Below are 17,119 nucleotides of genomic sequence, written 5' to 3' on the forward strand. Positions count from 1 at the left end.
TGTAATAATCACACCAACTTTATATACATATGGAATCAGTAATTATTCTCATTTTTATTATCGGGTACCTTTCTATAACCCTTGAGCATCCTCTTAAACTTGATAAAACAGTGCCTGCACTTATTATGGCATCACTTATCTGGGCATTTCTAGCAGTAGGTTTTCACCTAGGCTGGTTTGACGTAATAGACACCTATGAGCAAGCTTATAGCTTGTTTCCTAATGGGGTGCCTCTTACGGGAGATGCCTTGCACGATGCAGAGCACGGTTTTGACAACACACTTTTACACCACTTAGGTAAAACAGCAGAGATACTTATCTTCCTTATAGGAGCGATGACCATTGTTGAGATTATAGATCTTCACAGAGGTTTTGAAGTTCTTAAAGGAGCTGTAAGAACTCGTAGCAAGAAGAAGTTGTTATGGATTATAGGGATACTAGCATTCATACTTTCTGCTATAATAGATAACCTTACCGCTACAATTGTACTTATTACCTTATTACGTAAGCTTATTGTAAACAGAGAGCAACGTCTTTGGTTTGCTGCAATGGTAGTAATTGCTGCAAATGCAGGGGGAGCTTGGTCACCTATTGGAGATGTTACAACTACAATGCTTTGGATTGCAGATAATGTTACAGCAATGGGACTTATTAAGTTTGTAATTATACCTTCTGTAATTTGTTTTGTTATACCATTCTTTATTGCAACCTACTTGCCAGCTTTTAAAGGTGATATAGTTGTAGACACACAAGAAGATGAAGAAGCTGGAAGATTACTAAGTAGTAAAACAATGCTTTTCTTAGGGCTAGGTATGATAGTATCTGTGCCTATTTTTAAGACAATAACACACTTACCTCCTTATATGGGTATGATGCTTGCACTAGGTGTAGTGTGGTTAGTATCTGAGTACATTCACCCAGAAGAAGACTTCACAAAAGAGCGTAAGCACTTATACAGTGCTCACAAAGCACTTTCTCGTATCGAGATCTCAAGTATCCTTTTCTTTTTAGGAATATTAATGGCGGTAGCAGGACTTGAAAGTCTTGTATATGGTGTGTCTGAAGCTGGTGATCCAGTGGGAACATTACGTTATGTTGCAGAGATTCTTAATGGAGCGGTACCTAATCAAGATGTTGTGGTAGTAATACTTGGTATTCTATCTGCTATTATTGATAACGTGCCACTTGTGGCTGCCTCTATGGGTATGTATACTGCAGAGACAGACAGTTTACTATGGCACTTTATTGCATACTCTGCCGGAACAGGAGGAAGTATGCTTATCATAGGTTCTGCGGCAGGAGTTGCAGCTATGGGAATGGAAAAGATAGATTTTATCTGGTACCTTAAAAAGATCACGTGGTTAGCCTTTGTAGGGTTTGCTGCGGGAGCTATTGCCTTTGTTCTTCTTACGGGAGGAACAATGGGTGCTTAAGTCTAGGCAATTTTCTAAAATAACGTTCGTTTCATTCTAAAGCCTCAATTAATAAACATATGCTTAATACACTTATTCAAGACGGAGCTCAAGATGCGGCAGATATTCTTGCTACAGACGAGCCCGTAGAGAAGACACTATCTATCATAGATTTGCTCTTAACTGGAGGTACAGCGGGAATTATCATTATTGCTGTTCTATTTGTACTACTTTTTGTGGCTATCTATATCTATTTTGAAAGACTCTTTGCTATAAAAGCAGCCTCAAAAGTAGATGGTAATTTTATGAATCAAATAAGAGATAATGTCGCTTCTGGTAACATAGAAGGAGCAAAAATATACTGTGCTCAGGCTAACTCTCCAGTATCTAGATTAACCGCAAAGGGAATCTCTCGTATAGGGAGCCCTCTTGAGGATATTAATACAGCTATAGAAAATCAAGGGAAACTAGAAGTCTATAAACTAGAGCGCAATGTGAGTGTACTTGCTACCATAGCGGGAGCAGCTCCTATGATTGGGTTCTTAGGGACTGTAATAGGTATGGTACTTGCCTTTCATACACTAGCAACAAGTTCTGGACAAGCAGAGATGGGTACGCTTGCAGAGGGTATTTATACCGCGATGACCACTACAGTTGCTGGTCTTATTGTGGGTATTATTGCTTATATGGGATATAACCACCTTGTAGTGCGTACAGATAAAGTAGTACACTCTATGGAGGCAAATGCGGTAGATTTCTTAGACCTATTAAACGAGCCTAGCTAGTATGAATCTGCGCGGAAGAAATAAAGTGAGCCCAGAGTTCAGTATGAGTAGTATGACAGACATTGTTTTTTTACTACTTGTATTCTTTCTGTTAACCTCACCAGCCATCACGCCAGATGCCCTAGATCTTATTTTGCCTAAAGCAAAAGGAAAAACCAGTAACAAGCAAAACCTATCTGTAAGCATCACAAAAGACCTTGACTATTATGTGAACAAGGAGCGTGTGACAGAAAACGGTATAGAAGGCTTTATCAATAGCGAGCTAGCTGGAGTAGAAGAACCTACCATTATACTAAGAGCAGAAGAAGGAGTGCCTATAGAAAATGCCGTAAAGATTATGGATATCGCAAACCGTAATAAGTACAAAATTGTACTAGCGGTAAGGCCTAACTAATTGATAAATGGTTTTTGGTACGCTTTCGCGAAAGCGTAATTACACTCTTAAATAAATATACCTTGGCATACCTAGATACCATACATAAACGCAAATCTTTCACCATAAGTAGTATTATTATGGCGATTATATTATTGCTTATGTTTATGGTGGGGATGAATTATATGGACCCGCCAGAAGAAGGAGGTATAGCCGTAAACTTTGGAACCTCTAGTGTAGGTTCTGGTAATGTACAGCCTACAAAGCCTGTAGCATCTGCACCAAAAAATACAGCACCACAACCAGAACCCACTCCTCCAGAACCAGAAATTAAGGATGAGGTTGTCACGCAAGACACAGAAGATGCTCCGGTTATAGAAAAAAAACCAAAGGAAACACCAAAGCCTAAGGTTGAGAAACCAAAAGAAAAGCCCGTAGAAAAACCAGTAGAAGAAGCAAAGCCAGATCCTAAACCAGATAAGTCTACCACAAGTGCACTAGACGCACTTATTAATGGTCCTAAAAAGGATGGAGTAGCACAAGGAGGTGAAGGTAATGATAGCCAAGCTGGAGACAAGGGCGACCCTAATGGTGACCCTAACGCATCTAGTTATTATGGTACCGGAAGAGGTCTAGATGGCGATGGTAACTACCAGCTAGGAGGTCGTAAAGCGCTAGGAAAACCAAAACGCCAGCAAGAGTGTAATGAGTCAGGAGTAGTTGTGGTGAGTATTGAGGTAGACCGTACCGGTAAAGTTATAAAAGCCACACCAGGAGTGCGAGGCACTACAAATAACACACGATGTCTCTTAGAGCCAGCAAAAGCAGCAGCACTTGCCACAAAATTTAATGCGGACTCAAAAGCGCCTTCAAAACAAATAGGAAAAATAGTATACCGCTTTAGTCTCTCAGACTAATAGTCGTAACACCTATCTTTATATCACAATGACATATCAAGAAACCTTAGACTGGCTTTTTAACCAGCTACCTATGTATCAACGTAAGGGAGCTGCTGCATACAAGGCAGACCTAAGTAACATAAATCTTCTAGCAGCACATCTAGGCAATCCCCATACCGCATTTAAAACCGTTCACGTAGCAGGCACAAACGGTAAAGGATCTACTAGTCATATGATGGCATCTGTTTTACAAGAAGCAGGTTATAAAGTAGGGCTATATACCTCACCACATCTTAAAGACTTTAGAGAGCGCATAAAAATAAACGGTGAGCTTTGTAGTAAGCAGTTTGTAATGGGGTTTGTAAAAAAGTACAAAGCCTTTTTTGAAGAGCATCAACTATCATTTTTTGAAATGACTGTGGGGATGGCCTTCTCTTATTTTGCAGCAAAAGAAGTGGATATTGCTATCATAGAGGTAGGCTTAGGAGGTAGGCTAGATGCCACAAATATTATTACACCCGTACTTTCGGTTATAACAAATATTGGTATGGATCACACGCAGTTTTTGGGTGATACCATCCCGCTTATAGCTGCAGAGAAAGGAGGCATTATTAAAGAGAATGTGCCTGTTGTAATAGGTGAGTATAATGAAGAGACAGAGAAGGTCTTTAGTACGCTTTCGCGAAAGCGTAATGCACCCCTTCACAAAGCCTACGATTTTGACTTAATGCCTATGCAATCTGACCTAGTGGGAGATTATCAAAAAAACAACATACGTACGGTTCAAGTAGCGTTTTCTGTTTTGCAGGGAGCGAGTTTTCACGTAGGGATCCAGCATATTGCAAAGGGATTAAAGAACGTGGTAAAAAATACGGGCCTCCAGGGAAGGTGGCAAATATTACAAGAGGAGCCAAAGGTGATTTGTGATACTGGGCACAATAAGGAAGGGCTTACTTATGTGATGAATCAATTAGGTAAGGAGCGTTATAAGAATTTACATATTGTACTAGGCGTAGTTTCAGATAAGGATTTAGAGAGCATTTTACCATTATTTCCGGGATATGCCTCTTATTACTTTTGTAAACCTGCCGTGCCAAGAGGAATGGAAGTACAACAATTAAAAAAGGAAGCAGAAGGCTTAGGACTTAAGGGTAAAGCATACCCTAGTGTAAAAGAGGCATTTAAGGCGGCAAAAAAGGTTGCAGGAACCAGTGATCTTATTTTTATAGGCGGAAGCACCTTTGTTGTAGCAGAAATAATTTAATTTTTATTGCAAAAGATTTTACACTATTAAACTTTAATTCTATATTTGCACCCGCATTGAAATAATGGCGACGCTATCATTTTAATGTTACTTGACTACATAAGTCGGGGCGCTTAGCTCAGTTGGTTCAGAGCACTTGGTTTACACCCAAGGGGTCAGGGGTTCGAATCCCTTAGCGCCCACAAACAAGAAACGATAAACTTGTCTAAAAATAATCGGGCGCTTAGCTCAGTTGGTTCAGAGCACTTGGTTTACACCCAAGGGGTCAGGGGTTCGAATCCCTTAGCGCCCACAGAGGCTTCCAGAAATGGGAGCCTTTTTTTATGCATTATATTTCCTCTATACTATCTTGTAATGCATTACTTACAAAGGAACTATCAGTCATTGAGCATATGCAGCAGGTGGTTAATTCTTTTATATGCGCTCTTGTGGTGTAACAATATGTATTATTGATATACTTATGCACTAACAAAAACCATATATATGATTCTAAGTTTAAAGAATGTCTCAAAAACGTACCCTAACGGTGTAAAAGCCCTTGATAATGTAACCATAGATATAAAGGCAGGAATGTTTGGTCTACTAGGACCTAACGGTGCAGGAAAGTCTTCTCTTATGAGAACTATTGCAACATTACAAGAGCCAGATACAGGAGAGATAGACTTTAATGGACTTGATATACTTAACAACAAAATTGAATTTAGAAAAACACTTGGGTACTTACCTCAAGAGTTTGGAGTATACCCTAAAATGAGTGCCAGTGACTTGCTACACTATTTTGCAAGCCTAAAGGGAATTACAAATAAAGTGGAGCGTACAGCTATTGTAGATAAAGCGCTTGAGGTGACTAACCTCAGTGATGTGCGTAATAAACACGTAGCAGGATATTCTGGAGGGATGAAGCAACGCTTTGGTATCGCCCAGTTATTGCTTAATAACCCAAAACTAATTATTGTAGATGAGCCTACAGCAGGTCTTGATCCAGCAGAGCGTCATAGATTTTTAAATGTATTACGTGAGATAGGGACAAACCACATCGTTATATTTTCAACACACATTGTAGATGATGTAAAAGAATTATGTACAGATATGGCAATTCTTAATGGAGGTAAAATCTTATCGCAAAGCACTCCAAAGGAATTAGTGCAAAGCCTAGAGGGACATATCTGGAAAACTACAACCTCTAGAGAAGGTGTAGAAGTATTACAGAATAGCCATAATGTAATATCATCTAGCTTTAATGATACAAACGATCTAGATGTGCGAGTTTATAGCGAGAGTATGCCAGGAGAAGGTTTTGAACCAGTAGCTGCCACACTAGAAGATGTGTATTTTACAACACTCAATAAGAATCAATCTCAAACGGTAGCATAGTTATGTTTAGTACTATCTATCTACACGAGATAAAGACGTGGTTTAAGAAACCGCTTTTTTATATATTTTCTGCCATAATGTTTTTACTAGCTGTACTTATAATGGCAGCTGGCTTAGGCGTTTTTAGTAATGATAATGTTACAGTGACTAGCAATGTTTATCTAAATAGTCCGCTGGCTATAACGGGTATTTTATCACAGCTGGCAATGCTTGCTTATCTATTAATTCCTTCTATTACAGGAGGCACAATAGATCGAGATTTTAAAAACAATATGCACAATGTTTTGTACTCGTACCCGCTTACTAAGGTGCAGTACTTACTTGCCAAATTCTCGGCAGCAATAACCATTAACTTATTAATAGCTATCGCTACCATATTAGGTCTTCTTGTAGGATCTGTCCTTCCAGGATCTAATGAGGCACTTTTGGGTCCTTTTAGTTTATGGAATTATGTACAGCCGTTTGCTTTTATCATATTTCCTAATGTGCTTTTTTACAGTGCGATTGTTTTTGCTATAGTCGTGTTTACTCGTAATCTCAACATTGGATTTATGACTGTACTCACGATGATTATTATCCAGCTTATAGCGACAAGTATGGCAGATAATGCAGACGATACATTGTGGTATGCGCTTTTTGACCCTATGGCAAATGTGGCACTAGCAGATGCTACAGAGTACTGGACACCAGTTGAGCAAAACAATAAATCTATACCTATGGTGGGTACTTTACTTTACAATAGATTATTGTGGGCAGGCATATCCTTTGGAATCCTCTTTTTAATCATTGCACGTTTTAACTTTCAGCAGCACGCTATGCGCTTTAATTTCTTTAAGAAAAAGGCAGTTAGAGCAGTAAAGAAAAATTCTAGTAAAATACAACGCATAGAGATGCCTGCCGTCACTACAGACTTCTCAATAGTGGGGCAGTTTAAAACGCTATGGCAGCTCGTAAAAAGTGATACTAAATACATCATTACTGGCTGGCCGTTTATAATAATTACGTTTCTAGCTATTGTACTGACCTTTGTAATGATGAGTTTCTCTCAACTTATATATAATACGGCAATCTTACCAAAAACGTGGACAATGCTCGCAGAGCCATCTGCATATATCGTGTTATTTTCATTCTTGCTCATACACTTATATTCTGGATTTTTAATGGACAGGGCAAAGGCAGCTCACATCAATCAGATTGTAGATGTGACACCTACAAAAGATTGGGTATTTCTAGTCTCTAGAGGTATTTCATTATTCCTAATGACAGCTTTTTTACAAGTTGTATTAATACTTTGTGGTCTCGCTTTTCAAACCTTAAAAGGGTTTTATGACTACCAGATAGATCTCTACGTATTTCAAGCATTTTTAATTAATGTATGGAAATATGTACCGTGGATATTACTGGCATTACTCGTACATACTTTAATTAAAAATAAATGGGTAGGTCTTGTTACCTTACTGGTCATAGGTATAGGAGTTCCATTACTTCAGAATGCGATCGGTGTCCAGCAAGCTATTTTTGACTTTAACTCTGGAGGAACGCCTAGCCCGTCAGATTTTGATGGTTATGGTACCGTACTACCGCGTTTTTATACGTTTAGAGTATATTGGATTGCTTTCGGTATTATCTTACTTATGGCGGCTATAGTGTTCTATAGGCGCGGTATGGGGGCTACGGCAAAGGCGCGTTTTGCTTTCGCGAAAGCGAGATTAACTACACCCGTCATTACCACAGCAGTGGCAAGCCTCATTGTCTTTTTAGCGATAGGTAGTTATTCTTGGTACATAAATAATGTAGAAAATGAGCTGCTCACCGGTAAAGAAAGAGAAGAATTACGCGTGCAGGCCGAAAGAGATTTAGGTAAATATGCCGGCATCCCACAGCCACGACTTGTTGCTGTAAATACTTTTATGGATATGTATCCAGAGTCGCGTGATTTTAAAGCTGGGGCAACATTTACAATGGTAAATAAAGACTCAGTAGCCATAGATACCCTGCACGTAAACCTCACAGATTACCCTACAGAAATCACACTAGATCGTGAGGCAGAGATTGTTTATGATAATGAAGATTATAACTATAAAATGTACGCTTTCGCGAAAGCAATGCAACCTGGAGACACACTGGTATTTAAGTTTACAATGGAGAATGAGGAGAACAAATTTTTAGACGATAAGTCTCCTATTTCTACAAACGGAACTTTTGTAAACTACGGGATGTTTCCTTCTATAGGGTATGATGAGCGTTTTGAAATACGTAATACAGAGGTGCGTAAAAAGTATGACCTCGCGCCTAAAGATAGAATGCCAGACCCAGACACCCCGGGAGCAAGAGATCGTAACTATATAGGAGGATATAGTGACTGGATAGACTTTGAGGCAACCTTGAGCACGGCTCCAGATCAAATTGCAATCGCACCAGGATACCTCACAAAAGAGTGGGAAGAAGATGGACGCAAGTACTATCACTATAAGATGGACTCTAAGATGCTTAACTTTTACTCCTTCTTAAGTGCATCTTACGAGGTCAAGAGAGAGGTGTATAATGGTATTAACCTTGAGATTTATCACCATCCAGATCATACATATAACTTAGATCGTATGATGAACGGTATGAAAAAGGGGCTAGACTATTACGGTACTAATTATACCCCATACCAGCATAAGCAGGTGCGCATTATTGAGTTCCCAAAGGCTTACGGAACTTTTGCACAGGCATTTGCAAATACAATCCCTTTTAGTGAAGGCTTAGGTTTTGTAGCAGATGTAGATGACGAGGATCAAGATGCGGTAGATTACCCTCTGTCTATTACTGCTCACGAGCTTGCACACCAGTGGTGGGCACACCAAGTGATAGGTGCTCCGGTAAAAGGAGCTACTTTGTTATCAGAAAGTATGTCTGAGTATAGCTCACTTAAGGTGTTAGAAAAAACGTATGGAAAAACCCAAATGCGTCGTTTCTTAAAAGATGCTATGGATGGCTATCTCACAGGTAGAACAGCCGAGCAAATAAAAGAACAGCCATTAATGTATAATGAAAACCAGCAATATATCCATTATCAAAAAGGGTCGCTAGTACTTTACGCAATGAGTGACTATCTAGGTGAAGACGTCTTTAATGGAGTTGCCAAAAGATTTGCAGAGAAGTATCAATTTAAGGCCAGTCCATATCCTACGGCTACAGAGTTTGTAAATGACTTAAGAGCGGTAACACCAGACTCATTACAATATCTTATTACAGATATGTTTGAAAAAATCACACTGTATGATAATAAAGTAGATGAGGCTAATTATACAGAACTTCCAGATGGTAAGTATGCTGTAAATGTAAAAGCATTTGTGAGTAAATATCACTCTCAGAAAAAAGGTAAAAAGCAATTTGTTTCAAAACAAGGAGACAGTGTTGCCTATACTCCAGAAGGAGAAGAAGATGCAATAGTATCTTTACTACTAAGTGATTATATAGAGCTTGGTATCTTTGGAGAAGAAAATGAGGAGACAGGTGATGAGAACGTTCTATACTTACAGAAGATAAAGGTGAGCGATATCAATAATAATTTTGATGTCATCGTAGATCAAAAACCTGTAGAAGCTGGTATAGATCCATTTAATAAACTCATAGATAGAAGAGGAAGTGATAACCGTAAAAAGGTAACAGAAAACACCGCTACTATAGAAGAGTAAAACTAGATACATCGCTTATAAGCAAACAAGCCTCACTTAATTAAGAGTGAGGCTTGTTTGTTTATGTCATTTTCTACAGTACTAGTTACTTGCTTCAATTATAGTTTCTGCTAGGGTGGGGAAGTGCCACTCTAGATTTGATCTATCTAAGAGTCTAAAGTTCCCTCCATCATCCCAAACTATAGGTAAGAGACCACGTGCTAAACTTTGCTCAACATAAAACTGCATATAGGCTTCTCTAGTGCTTGTGTTATCTCTGTCTATAGCGCCCCACTCGCCTAATATTACAGGACGTCCTTGTTGTACAATCCATTTTTCTCTAATGTAGTCAAATTCATTTTCGAGTTGTGCTCTCTCTTCATCTGTTCCCCAGTTTGCTGTGCCATCTTCTTGACCTGTAAATGGCCAAGGGAAATAGGTATGTAAAGAAACTATAAGGTGGTCATCTTCTGGCAGTACAAGTCCATCCATCGCCGCGGGTGTTGTACTTGCTGCATAAGTACTTATCATAACATGACGACCTAGGTTGTTGCCTCCAGTAGCTCTTATAGCATTAAGCGCTGTCTGGTGATACTCATTGAGGATTGTTCTTCCCTCTTCTGTACCGCCAGACCACTCTTCTGGAGAGTTAAGAAGTCTATTTTCATTGAGTGTTTCAAAGATGAGTTTGTCACCATAACTCTTAAATCGATTTGCTATTTGTGTCCATAAACTTGCTAGTCGTTCTTTTGCGGCCGGTGCATCTTCTGTAGTAGGACGTAACCAGGCATTATCGTGATGCACGTCTATAATAACGTGCATATCCTTACTTATTCCATAATTTACTGTCTCTTGCACTTGAGTCATAAAATCTTCATTAACAGTATACGGTGCTGTAGACTGCTGGTCGTATCCCCACGTGATAGGTACTCTTAGTGTTCTAAAGCCCATCTCGTATACCTTATCTATAATAGCTTGTGAGGGTAATGGGTTTCCCCAGGCGGTTTTATCTGCATTTTCTACATCTAGGCTATTACCAAGATTCCATCCTATACCCATTTCGGCAACAAGTGTTGTAGATGAGATGTCTCTTATAGTACCTGGTATGTCTATACTTGTATCTGCCACAGGGTTTTCATCTTCTGGAAGATTTTGATTTGTCGTTTCTGGCGTTTCGTTGTCAGAGCAGGCCAGCGAGCTTATACTTATAAGTATAGATAAGATGTACTTGTTCAGCTGTAGTTTCATAATTTAATAGGTTTGTGCATTTCCTTTTTGTAGAAAAAATTCTATTAAAATTACAAAATATAAAAACATAACATTGCCAGAGTATCATAAGGCAATGTTATGTGTAATAAGATATTTGTGTTGAGGGTGATTACGCTTTCGCGAAAGCGTAAAAAGTTATAATCCTGCAGCGTTGTATAACTTAGCCTTAGCAGCCAGTTGTTTTACCAGTAGTGCGTTAGACTTGAGTCTTGAATCTATAAGCTTTTGCTCACGTGAGTTGATAAGAAAGAGTGAGCTACCTCCTAAAAAGAATTTACGTTCTTCGGCCTTTACGAGTGCTTCATAATCTGTTACGATATTTGCAATAAGTGTATTTTGGGTAGCCAGAGATGTGATTTCTGCCTGTGTGGCTTCTAGTTTGTTTTGTATAGAAAGGGTGCTTGCGCTACGCTCATACTCTGCATCTTGTACCTTTATTTTTGCAAGCCTAAGGTCACCACGTTCTTTACGTAAAAATATAGGGAAGCTTACATCTACAAAGGCCTTATAGTTTGCCGTATTGAGGCTATTAAGTTGGTCTCCATCTGGGGTTAAGAAGTTGTATTGCAAGTTTACCTTAGGTAAAAGCTTATTCTTCTTAAGAAATCTATCTACTTCTAAACTATTGATTTTTGCGTCTAGGCTTCTCAACTTAGGGTGGTTTGCCATAAAAACTGAGACGTCTGTAATACCAGCTAGTAGGAGTGAGGCATCAAGTACCGTAAGATCTGGAAACACTGGGTTTACAGTCTCATTTATTTCTAATGGGACACCGTCTAGCCATAAAAAGTTACTCACCACAAGACGAGCTTTTTGCGCTTTGAGTGTTGCGACTTCGAGATTGAGTCGTCTGTTTTGCTCTGTAATACGAGCTTCGGTAATATCTATAGCAGCCTTATCACCCTCTTCTACACTGCGCTCTACAGCTTTACGTCTAGTCGTTGCATTTTTTAAAAAGGTGGTGTAGATGCGTTTTTCATTTTCTGCCTCTAGCCAGTCAAAATAGGCCAGACTTCCTTCAAATATGAGATTGTTGACCAACAAGTCCCTATCTGCCTGCGTTTGTTGTTCAAAAAAGCGAGCCTTTTTGAGCGTTGCCATACGCTCATTAATGAGAAGTCCTTGTGCAAGAGAAAAGGATACACCAGCACTGTACAGTCCATCTTCTGGAACCGTAAGGTTAGGATTGAGAAACTCTCCAGTATTTTCTTCAAAATTTCCTTTAAGGTCTATCCCGTACCAGGTAGGAATTTTAAAAGTAGCATTGAGCTGGTCGTAGTACTCAGTCCCTTTAAACTTCTTGCGGTCGTAGTCTACCTCAATTTTTGGGTCAAATCCCCCTCGAGCTTTAAGTAAGTTTGCCTCGCCAGTAGTAAGTACAAGCTCTGCCTGTTTAATAAGCGGATGGTGCTGCTTTACATAGCCTATAAACTCTTCAAAAGTAAAAGTGTTTTCTAGGGTTGAGACATTCTCTTGAGCGTGACTCACAGTAGTAAACAGACTTAACAAGCTTGTTAATATAATGAAAGTGTTTAATCTCATTACTTTTTATTTTTTACAGGTTCTTTTCCATCTGGTAAATAATAGTCTGCAGGGAAACCATTGAGCTGTCTCCATAGTTCATACCAGATAGGTACATCATTAAGTAAAGCAATAGTTTGTGCACCAGAGCCTACACGTACGTTTTTTGGCCAGCTTTCGGCCTCTGGATCTGGAGCGATAAGAACTCTAAATTTTCCGTTACTACTTATAAAAGTTTCGACAGCAACCACGGTACCTCCATAGGTCCCAAAAGAGGCATCTGGCCACCCACTAAATACGATAGCCGGCCATCCATCAAATTGTACACGTATGCTCTCACCGGTATGTATGAGTGGTAAGTCTATAGGTCTTACAAAAGTCTCTACAGCTAGGTCATAGTCGGCTGGCATAATGCCTACCAGTTGCTCACCTTCTTTAAAAGTTTCTCCTATACCTGCTTTTATAGCTTTGTTTATGTATCCATTTTGAGGAGCAACTACATATTGTAATGTGCTACGTATCTCATAATTAGTAGATGCATTGTCTAGTTTACTTACCTGTGCTTCTGTGTCATATTGAGCAGAAGAGGCTGTAAATTTATCACTCTGAGCTTTACTTATTTTTTCGGCATAGGTAGCTTGTGTTCTAGAGATCTCAAGGGTTGCATTAAGCACCTCGTTTTGACTCGCTAGTAATTTATTTTCTTGAGAGATAAGTTTTGCCTCTGTCTCTTGTAATTTAAGGCGCTTATCTTCTACCTCTGCTGTACTTTTTAAACCTTCAGATTGTAATGTTGCGGTACGTTCGTACTGTGTTTGAGCAATATCTCTATTTGTTCTTGCAGCTACTAGGTCTATACTATCACTCTGTACTTTAAAACGAGACTGCTTGAGTTTGTTTTCTGCCTGTTGTAGTTTTAAACCGCGCTCACGCTGTAAAGCCCCTAGCTGATTTTCTAGCGCTTGTACTTTAGACTTATAAGAGCCTACTGCATTACTTTTTGCATCACGCTGCTGTCTAGTTCTTTCGGCAAGAAGCGGATCTTGATATTCATTTTTAATTTCAGAAATGCGCAGTATAGTGTCGCCCTTCTTCACATAATCTCCCTCGCGTACAAACCATTGTTCTATACGTCCTGGTATTTGAGACTGTATAGTTTGTGGTCTTTGGTCTGGTGTGAGAGTGGTTACAAACCCTTTTCCTGTAACATTTTGTGTCCAAGGTAAAAAGAGGATAATCACGCCTATAATGGCAAAGGCCACGAGAAATCTATTAAAGTACTTAAAGTGCTGTTTTTTTTGCGCTTTCGCGAAAGCGGAATACCCACGTATATCCACCTTCTTGTTAAGTTGATTTTCAGATATATTAAGCATTTAGTTTTTCTTTTGAGTTATGATTTTTCCATTCTCGAGTTTGATATATCGATTACATTGAGCTTGCCAGTCTTTATTATTACTAGAGACAGCGAGTGCCCAAGGTCTATCTGGGTGGATGAGGTAATCCATAATCGCGCGTGCCTCTGTACTTTCAAAATGCTCGAGAGCATCTTTGAGAAGTAGTACTCTAGGCTCGTGTACTATTGCCCTTGCAAGCAAGATGCGCTTAGATATGGTATGTGGGATTTGCTGTCCTTCTGGAAAGAGCATTGTACGCAAACCATTAGACTGCTGTCGCACAAAATCTTGTAGGCCTACTATTTTTATAACCTCATTAAGTCTCTCTTGAGAAATCTCTTTATTGCCAAATGTGATGTTTTCTAGTATCGTGCCCTCAAAAGGATTTTGCTCCGGGAGTACTTGCCCTATTTGAGACCTATATGCATTAGGATGTAGCCCTTTGAGAGATAGATCGTTTATATAAATAGCGCCAGCGGTAGGCTCTATGATACCAGAGATAAGTTTTAATAAAGTAGTTTTACCAGACCCAGACACCCCATCTATGAGCAACCTGTCTTTTGTCTCTATTTTGAGTTTTATGTTTGAGAGTATATCACCCGTTTGTGGGGTAGCGTAGGTAACATTATCTATTTGAATATCTGTGTCTTTATGATTTTCAAAAGGATCAAAACCTACCTGAGGATCTATCTCTTTATCTACCACTTGCCCTATTTTTTCTAAAGATGTAAGTACATCATAAAAACTCTCAAGCCCAGTAATAAGCTTTTCTACAGAGCTTATTACGAGTAAGATTATAATCTCTGCAGCTACAAACTGACCAATGTTCATTTGCTGGTTTAAAACTAGTAGTCCACCTATGAGTAAGAGTCCCGCAGTGACAAGCACTTTGAAGCCTATCATTTGTATAAACTGTATAACCAGAATTCTAAAGTGACTCTCTCTAGCCTCAAGGTATTTTTCGGTAAGTGTGTTATTGCGCTCCATAGCTAGTGAGGTGCGGCCCGAGAGTTTAAAGCTTATAAGAGATCTCGCTATTTCTTGTAGCCAGTGTGCCACTTTATACTTACTCTTAGATTCTGAAAGACTGGTCTGTAGCCCTCTTATTGCGGTAAATTTAAAAACGAGATACACTAAGATGACAAGTAAAAAACCGTAAATAATAAAAAATGGATGGTAAAAGGAGAGAAGCATTAAACCAAAGACAATTTGTAATATCGCCGCTGGAAAATCTAATAATATTTTTGATAATCCTTTTTGTACTGTAAGAGTATCAAAAAATCTATTTGCAAGCTCTGGTGGGTAAACATCACGCAATTCGCTCATTTTAACTTTAGGAAAACGATAAGCAAATTCAAAAGATGATCTTGTAAAAATCTTTTGCTGTATATTCTCAAGTATGCGTATTTGCATAAGTTGCAATATACCTTGAAAGGCAACACCTAGTGTCACGAGTACAACAAGCACAATCCAAGAGGTACTCACTTGCGCACCCTGTATTAAGTTTATAATTGCTTGTATACCCAGAGGTAGTGTGAGTGCTACTAGACCTGCAAAAATCGCATAAAATAAAATTTGCTTGATGTCACGCCTGTCCAGTTTGAGCATATTTAGAAAACGTTTCCAAGGAGTCATTTCTTTATTCATAATAAGATGTGTCTTTATATAATGCAACTATTTAATAGCATTAAGTACTAATTCCTTATAAAATTCTGTAATGTTATTTTTTCCTTCACATACATTTGTAAGTGATGGCAAATGCTTTGAAAAGTAGCGCTGGTGATGTGCGCCCTCTATTACTGTAGAGATAAGCATATGCGGGTACTCATACGTAGGGTGTATATCTGTAACAAAGTCACTCACACGCTGTACTACTCGCTTATAAGTTTTATAGTATCCCTTTGAGTTTTCTTTATCTATATCTTTAGTATGGTATGCTTTTGATGATTCCGCTACGATTATGCGGTGCAGTATTACTTCGTTTACATAAGATATACTCGTGTCTTCTATAACATCTTTAGTAAGGAGATCTATACAAGATAGTAGTTTTATAGAAGGGTCACTTACGTTAGTAGTCGCAAAAACAATTTTGTACTCAATCCAGCTCCAGTACCAGCTTACAAGATATACTAGAAGAGCGTGTTTGCTTTCAAAATATCGGTATATCGAGCTCTCATTAGAGTTAATTGCAAGGCCAAGCTTCTTAAAAGTAAACTTTTCAAAACCTAGCTCATCTATCATCTCAATACTCTTACTCACGATCTTACGACCTAGGTCTGTGGTCTCTGGATCACGAGTGTACAAGGCTGGATCTATTGTGATTTGTATGCGTAATCTTTCCATATCACAAAGATATGATAGTAATACTATTATGATTAAAAGTTTAACTATTTGTTATGAAAGTGATGCATTTTGTTGAGGTAGCAACAGTTGTAATATAGTTTATAGACGTAGAATATAATTATATTGTAAAGAAAGTTTCTACGTGTGTAAACTTTTATAATTATAAGGAGCACGATGGCTAGAGCCTCTCTAAATAGGGAGTTTCCCGCTTTACATTGCAATTCCTCACGCCGGCCTTGCCAGGCAGTTGCGGGATTTTCATTGCAATCGGGGCTATAAAGTAAAGTTATTGGATCTATTTAGTTTTGAATGCTATAAAGTAAAAGTTAAACAAATTCCTTCTGACTTAGTTCCATTTCCAGAGTTTCAAGATCATACTTTGGTTTCATTTCTACACAGAGGTTTTAACCACAATTCTTCTTTAATTAAATTGTTGAAAATGAATGTTTAAAATTTGTTAGTGCATTATGAGTTCTTAAGACCTATCGCTTCAACGTAAAGTGCCCATTAACCGTTCTCTGTGTCCCTAGGTCATCTACCTCTGTAAACTCTACTCTAAACCAGTAGTCGTTACTCGGCATCGGTTGGCCATTAAAGGTACCGTCCCATCCTGGGCTAGTAGGGCTCAGCTGTTTTAAGAGCTTCCCGTATCTATCAAAGATAAAAATCTTCGCATTCAGGTTAGGATCCACCCCTAGCCCTATAATATTCCACGTATCGTGAAAACCATCTGCATTAGGTGTAAAGAAACGTGGGTAATCTATAATCCCTATTTCAAACTCAGAGATCGAACAGTTACCACTTGCTAGTCTTCCAAAAATGG

General features: G+C 38.8%; 13 protein-coding genes and 2 tRNA genes. 9 read left to right on the forward strand and 6 right to left on the reverse strand.

What is annotated here, in order from left to right:
- The first annotated feature begins 29 nt into the window (after positions 1–29).
- The 9 genes from nhaD (at position 30) to ACFO5T_RS12185 (ending at position 9,790) form a co-directional block, all read left to right on the forward strand.
- Positions 30–1,433, forward strand: a complete 1,404-nt coding sequence (gene nhaD / locus ACFO5T_RS12145) for a sodium:proton antiporter NhaD (RefSeq protein ID WP_021778195.1) — start codon at positions 30–32, stop codon at positions 1,431–1,433.
- A gap of 59 nt (positions 1,434–1,492) precedes the next feature.
- A complete protein-coding gene (locus ACFO5T_RS12150; protein ID WP_021778196.1) occupies positions 1,493–2,197 on the forward strand; it encodes a MotA/TolQ/ExbB proton channel family protein in 705 nt (234 codons plus the stop codon).
- 1 nt (position 2,198) lies between these two features.
- Positions 2,199–2,591 carry an ExbD/TolR family protein gene (locus ACFO5T_RS12155; RefSeq protein ID WP_021778197.1) on the forward strand — a complete coding sequence of 131 codons (393 nt, stop codon included), beginning with the start codon at positions 2,199–2,201 and terminating at the stop codon, positions 2,589–2,591.
- 62 nt (positions 2,592–2,653) lie between these two features.
- Positions 2,654–3,487: an energy transducer TonB gene (locus tag ACFO5T_RS12160; protein ID WP_380034734.1), complete on the forward strand. Its 834-nt coding sequence runs from the start codon at positions 2,654–2,656 to the stop codon at positions 3,485–3,487.
- Positions 3,488–3,515: 28 nt separating this feature from the next.
- Positions 3,516–4,733, forward strand: coding sequence for a bifunctional folylpolyglutamate synthase/dihydrofolate synthase (locus tag ACFO5T_RS12165; protein WP_380034737.1), 1,218 nt, complete (start codon positions 3,516–3,518; stop codon positions 4,731–4,733).
- A 107-nt stretch (positions 4,734–4,840) separates the two neighbouring features.
- Positions 4,841–4,915 (forward strand) — tRNA-Val (locus ACFO5T_RS12170).
- 35 nt (positions 4,916–4,950) lie between these two features.
- Positions 4,951–5,025: transfer RNA gene (locus ACFO5T_RS12175), tRNA-Val, on the forward strand.
- Positions 5,026–5,216: 191 nt separating this feature from the next.
- Positions 5,217–6,107 carry an ABC transporter ATP-binding protein gene (locus tag ACFO5T_RS12180; protein WP_380034740.1) on the forward strand — a complete coding sequence of 297 codons (891 nt, stop codon included), beginning with the start codon at positions 5,217–5,219 and terminating at the stop codon, positions 6,105–6,107.
- A gap of 2 nt (positions 6,108–6,109) precedes the next feature.
- Positions 6,110–9,790: an ABC transporter permease/M1 family aminopeptidase gene (locus ACFO5T_RS12185; RefSeq protein WP_380034743.1), complete on the forward strand. Its 3,681-nt coding sequence runs from the start codon at positions 6,110–6,112 to the stop codon at positions 9,788–9,790.
- Positions 9,791–9,871: 81 nt separating this feature from the next.
- Here ACFO5T_RS12185 and ACFO5T_RS12190 read toward each other — a convergent pair whose 3' ends face one another.
- The 6 genes from ACFO5T_RS12190 to ACFO5T_RS12215 all read right to left on the reverse strand — a co-directional run.
- Positions 9,872–11,017, reverse strand: a complete 1,146-nt coding sequence (locus tag ACFO5T_RS12190) for a glycoside hydrolase family 5 protein (protein WP_380034746.1) — start codon at positions 11,015–11,017, stop codon at positions 9,872–9,874.
- Between the two features lie 156 nt (positions 11,018–11,173).
- Positions 11,174–12,580 carry a TolC family protein gene (locus tag ACFO5T_RS12195; RefSeq protein WP_380034749.1) on the reverse strand — a complete coding sequence of 469 codons (1,407 nt, stop codon included), beginning with the start codon at positions 12,578–12,580 and terminating at the stop codon, positions 11,174–11,176.
- Complete coding sequence (locus ACFO5T_RS12200) at positions 12,580–13,932, reverse strand: HlyD family secretion protein (protein ID WP_380034752.1); 1,353 nt, start codon at positions 13,930–13,932, stop codon at positions 12,580–12,582. The genes ACFO5T_RS12195 and ACFO5T_RS12200 overlap by 1 nt, the downstream gene beginning before the upstream one ends.
- Positions 13,933–15,600: a peptidase domain-containing ABC transporter gene (locus ACFO5T_RS12205; RefSeq protein ID WP_375253142.1), complete on the reverse strand. Its 1,668-nt coding sequence runs from the start codon at positions 15,598–15,600 to the stop codon at positions 13,933–13,935. It abuts the gene before it with no gap.
- Between the two features lie 27 nt (positions 15,601–15,627).
- Entirely contained in the window at positions 15,628–16,296 is a 669-nt protein-coding gene (locus ACFO5T_RS12210) for a TetR/AcrR family transcriptional regulator (protein WP_380034754.1), read from the reverse strand.
- Between the two features lie 482 nt (positions 16,297–16,778).
- Positions 16,779–17,119, reverse strand: a 341-nt coding sequence (locus tag ACFO5T_RS12215; protein WP_380034421.1) for a T9SS type B sorting domain-containing protein, incomplete at its 5' end; no start/stop codon positions are given.

The sequence above is a fragment of the Dokdonia genika genome, from assembly GCF_042652845.1.
GTDB lineage: Bacteria > Bacteroidota > Bacteroidia > Flavobacteriales > Flavobacteriaceae > Dokdonia > Dokdonia donghaensis.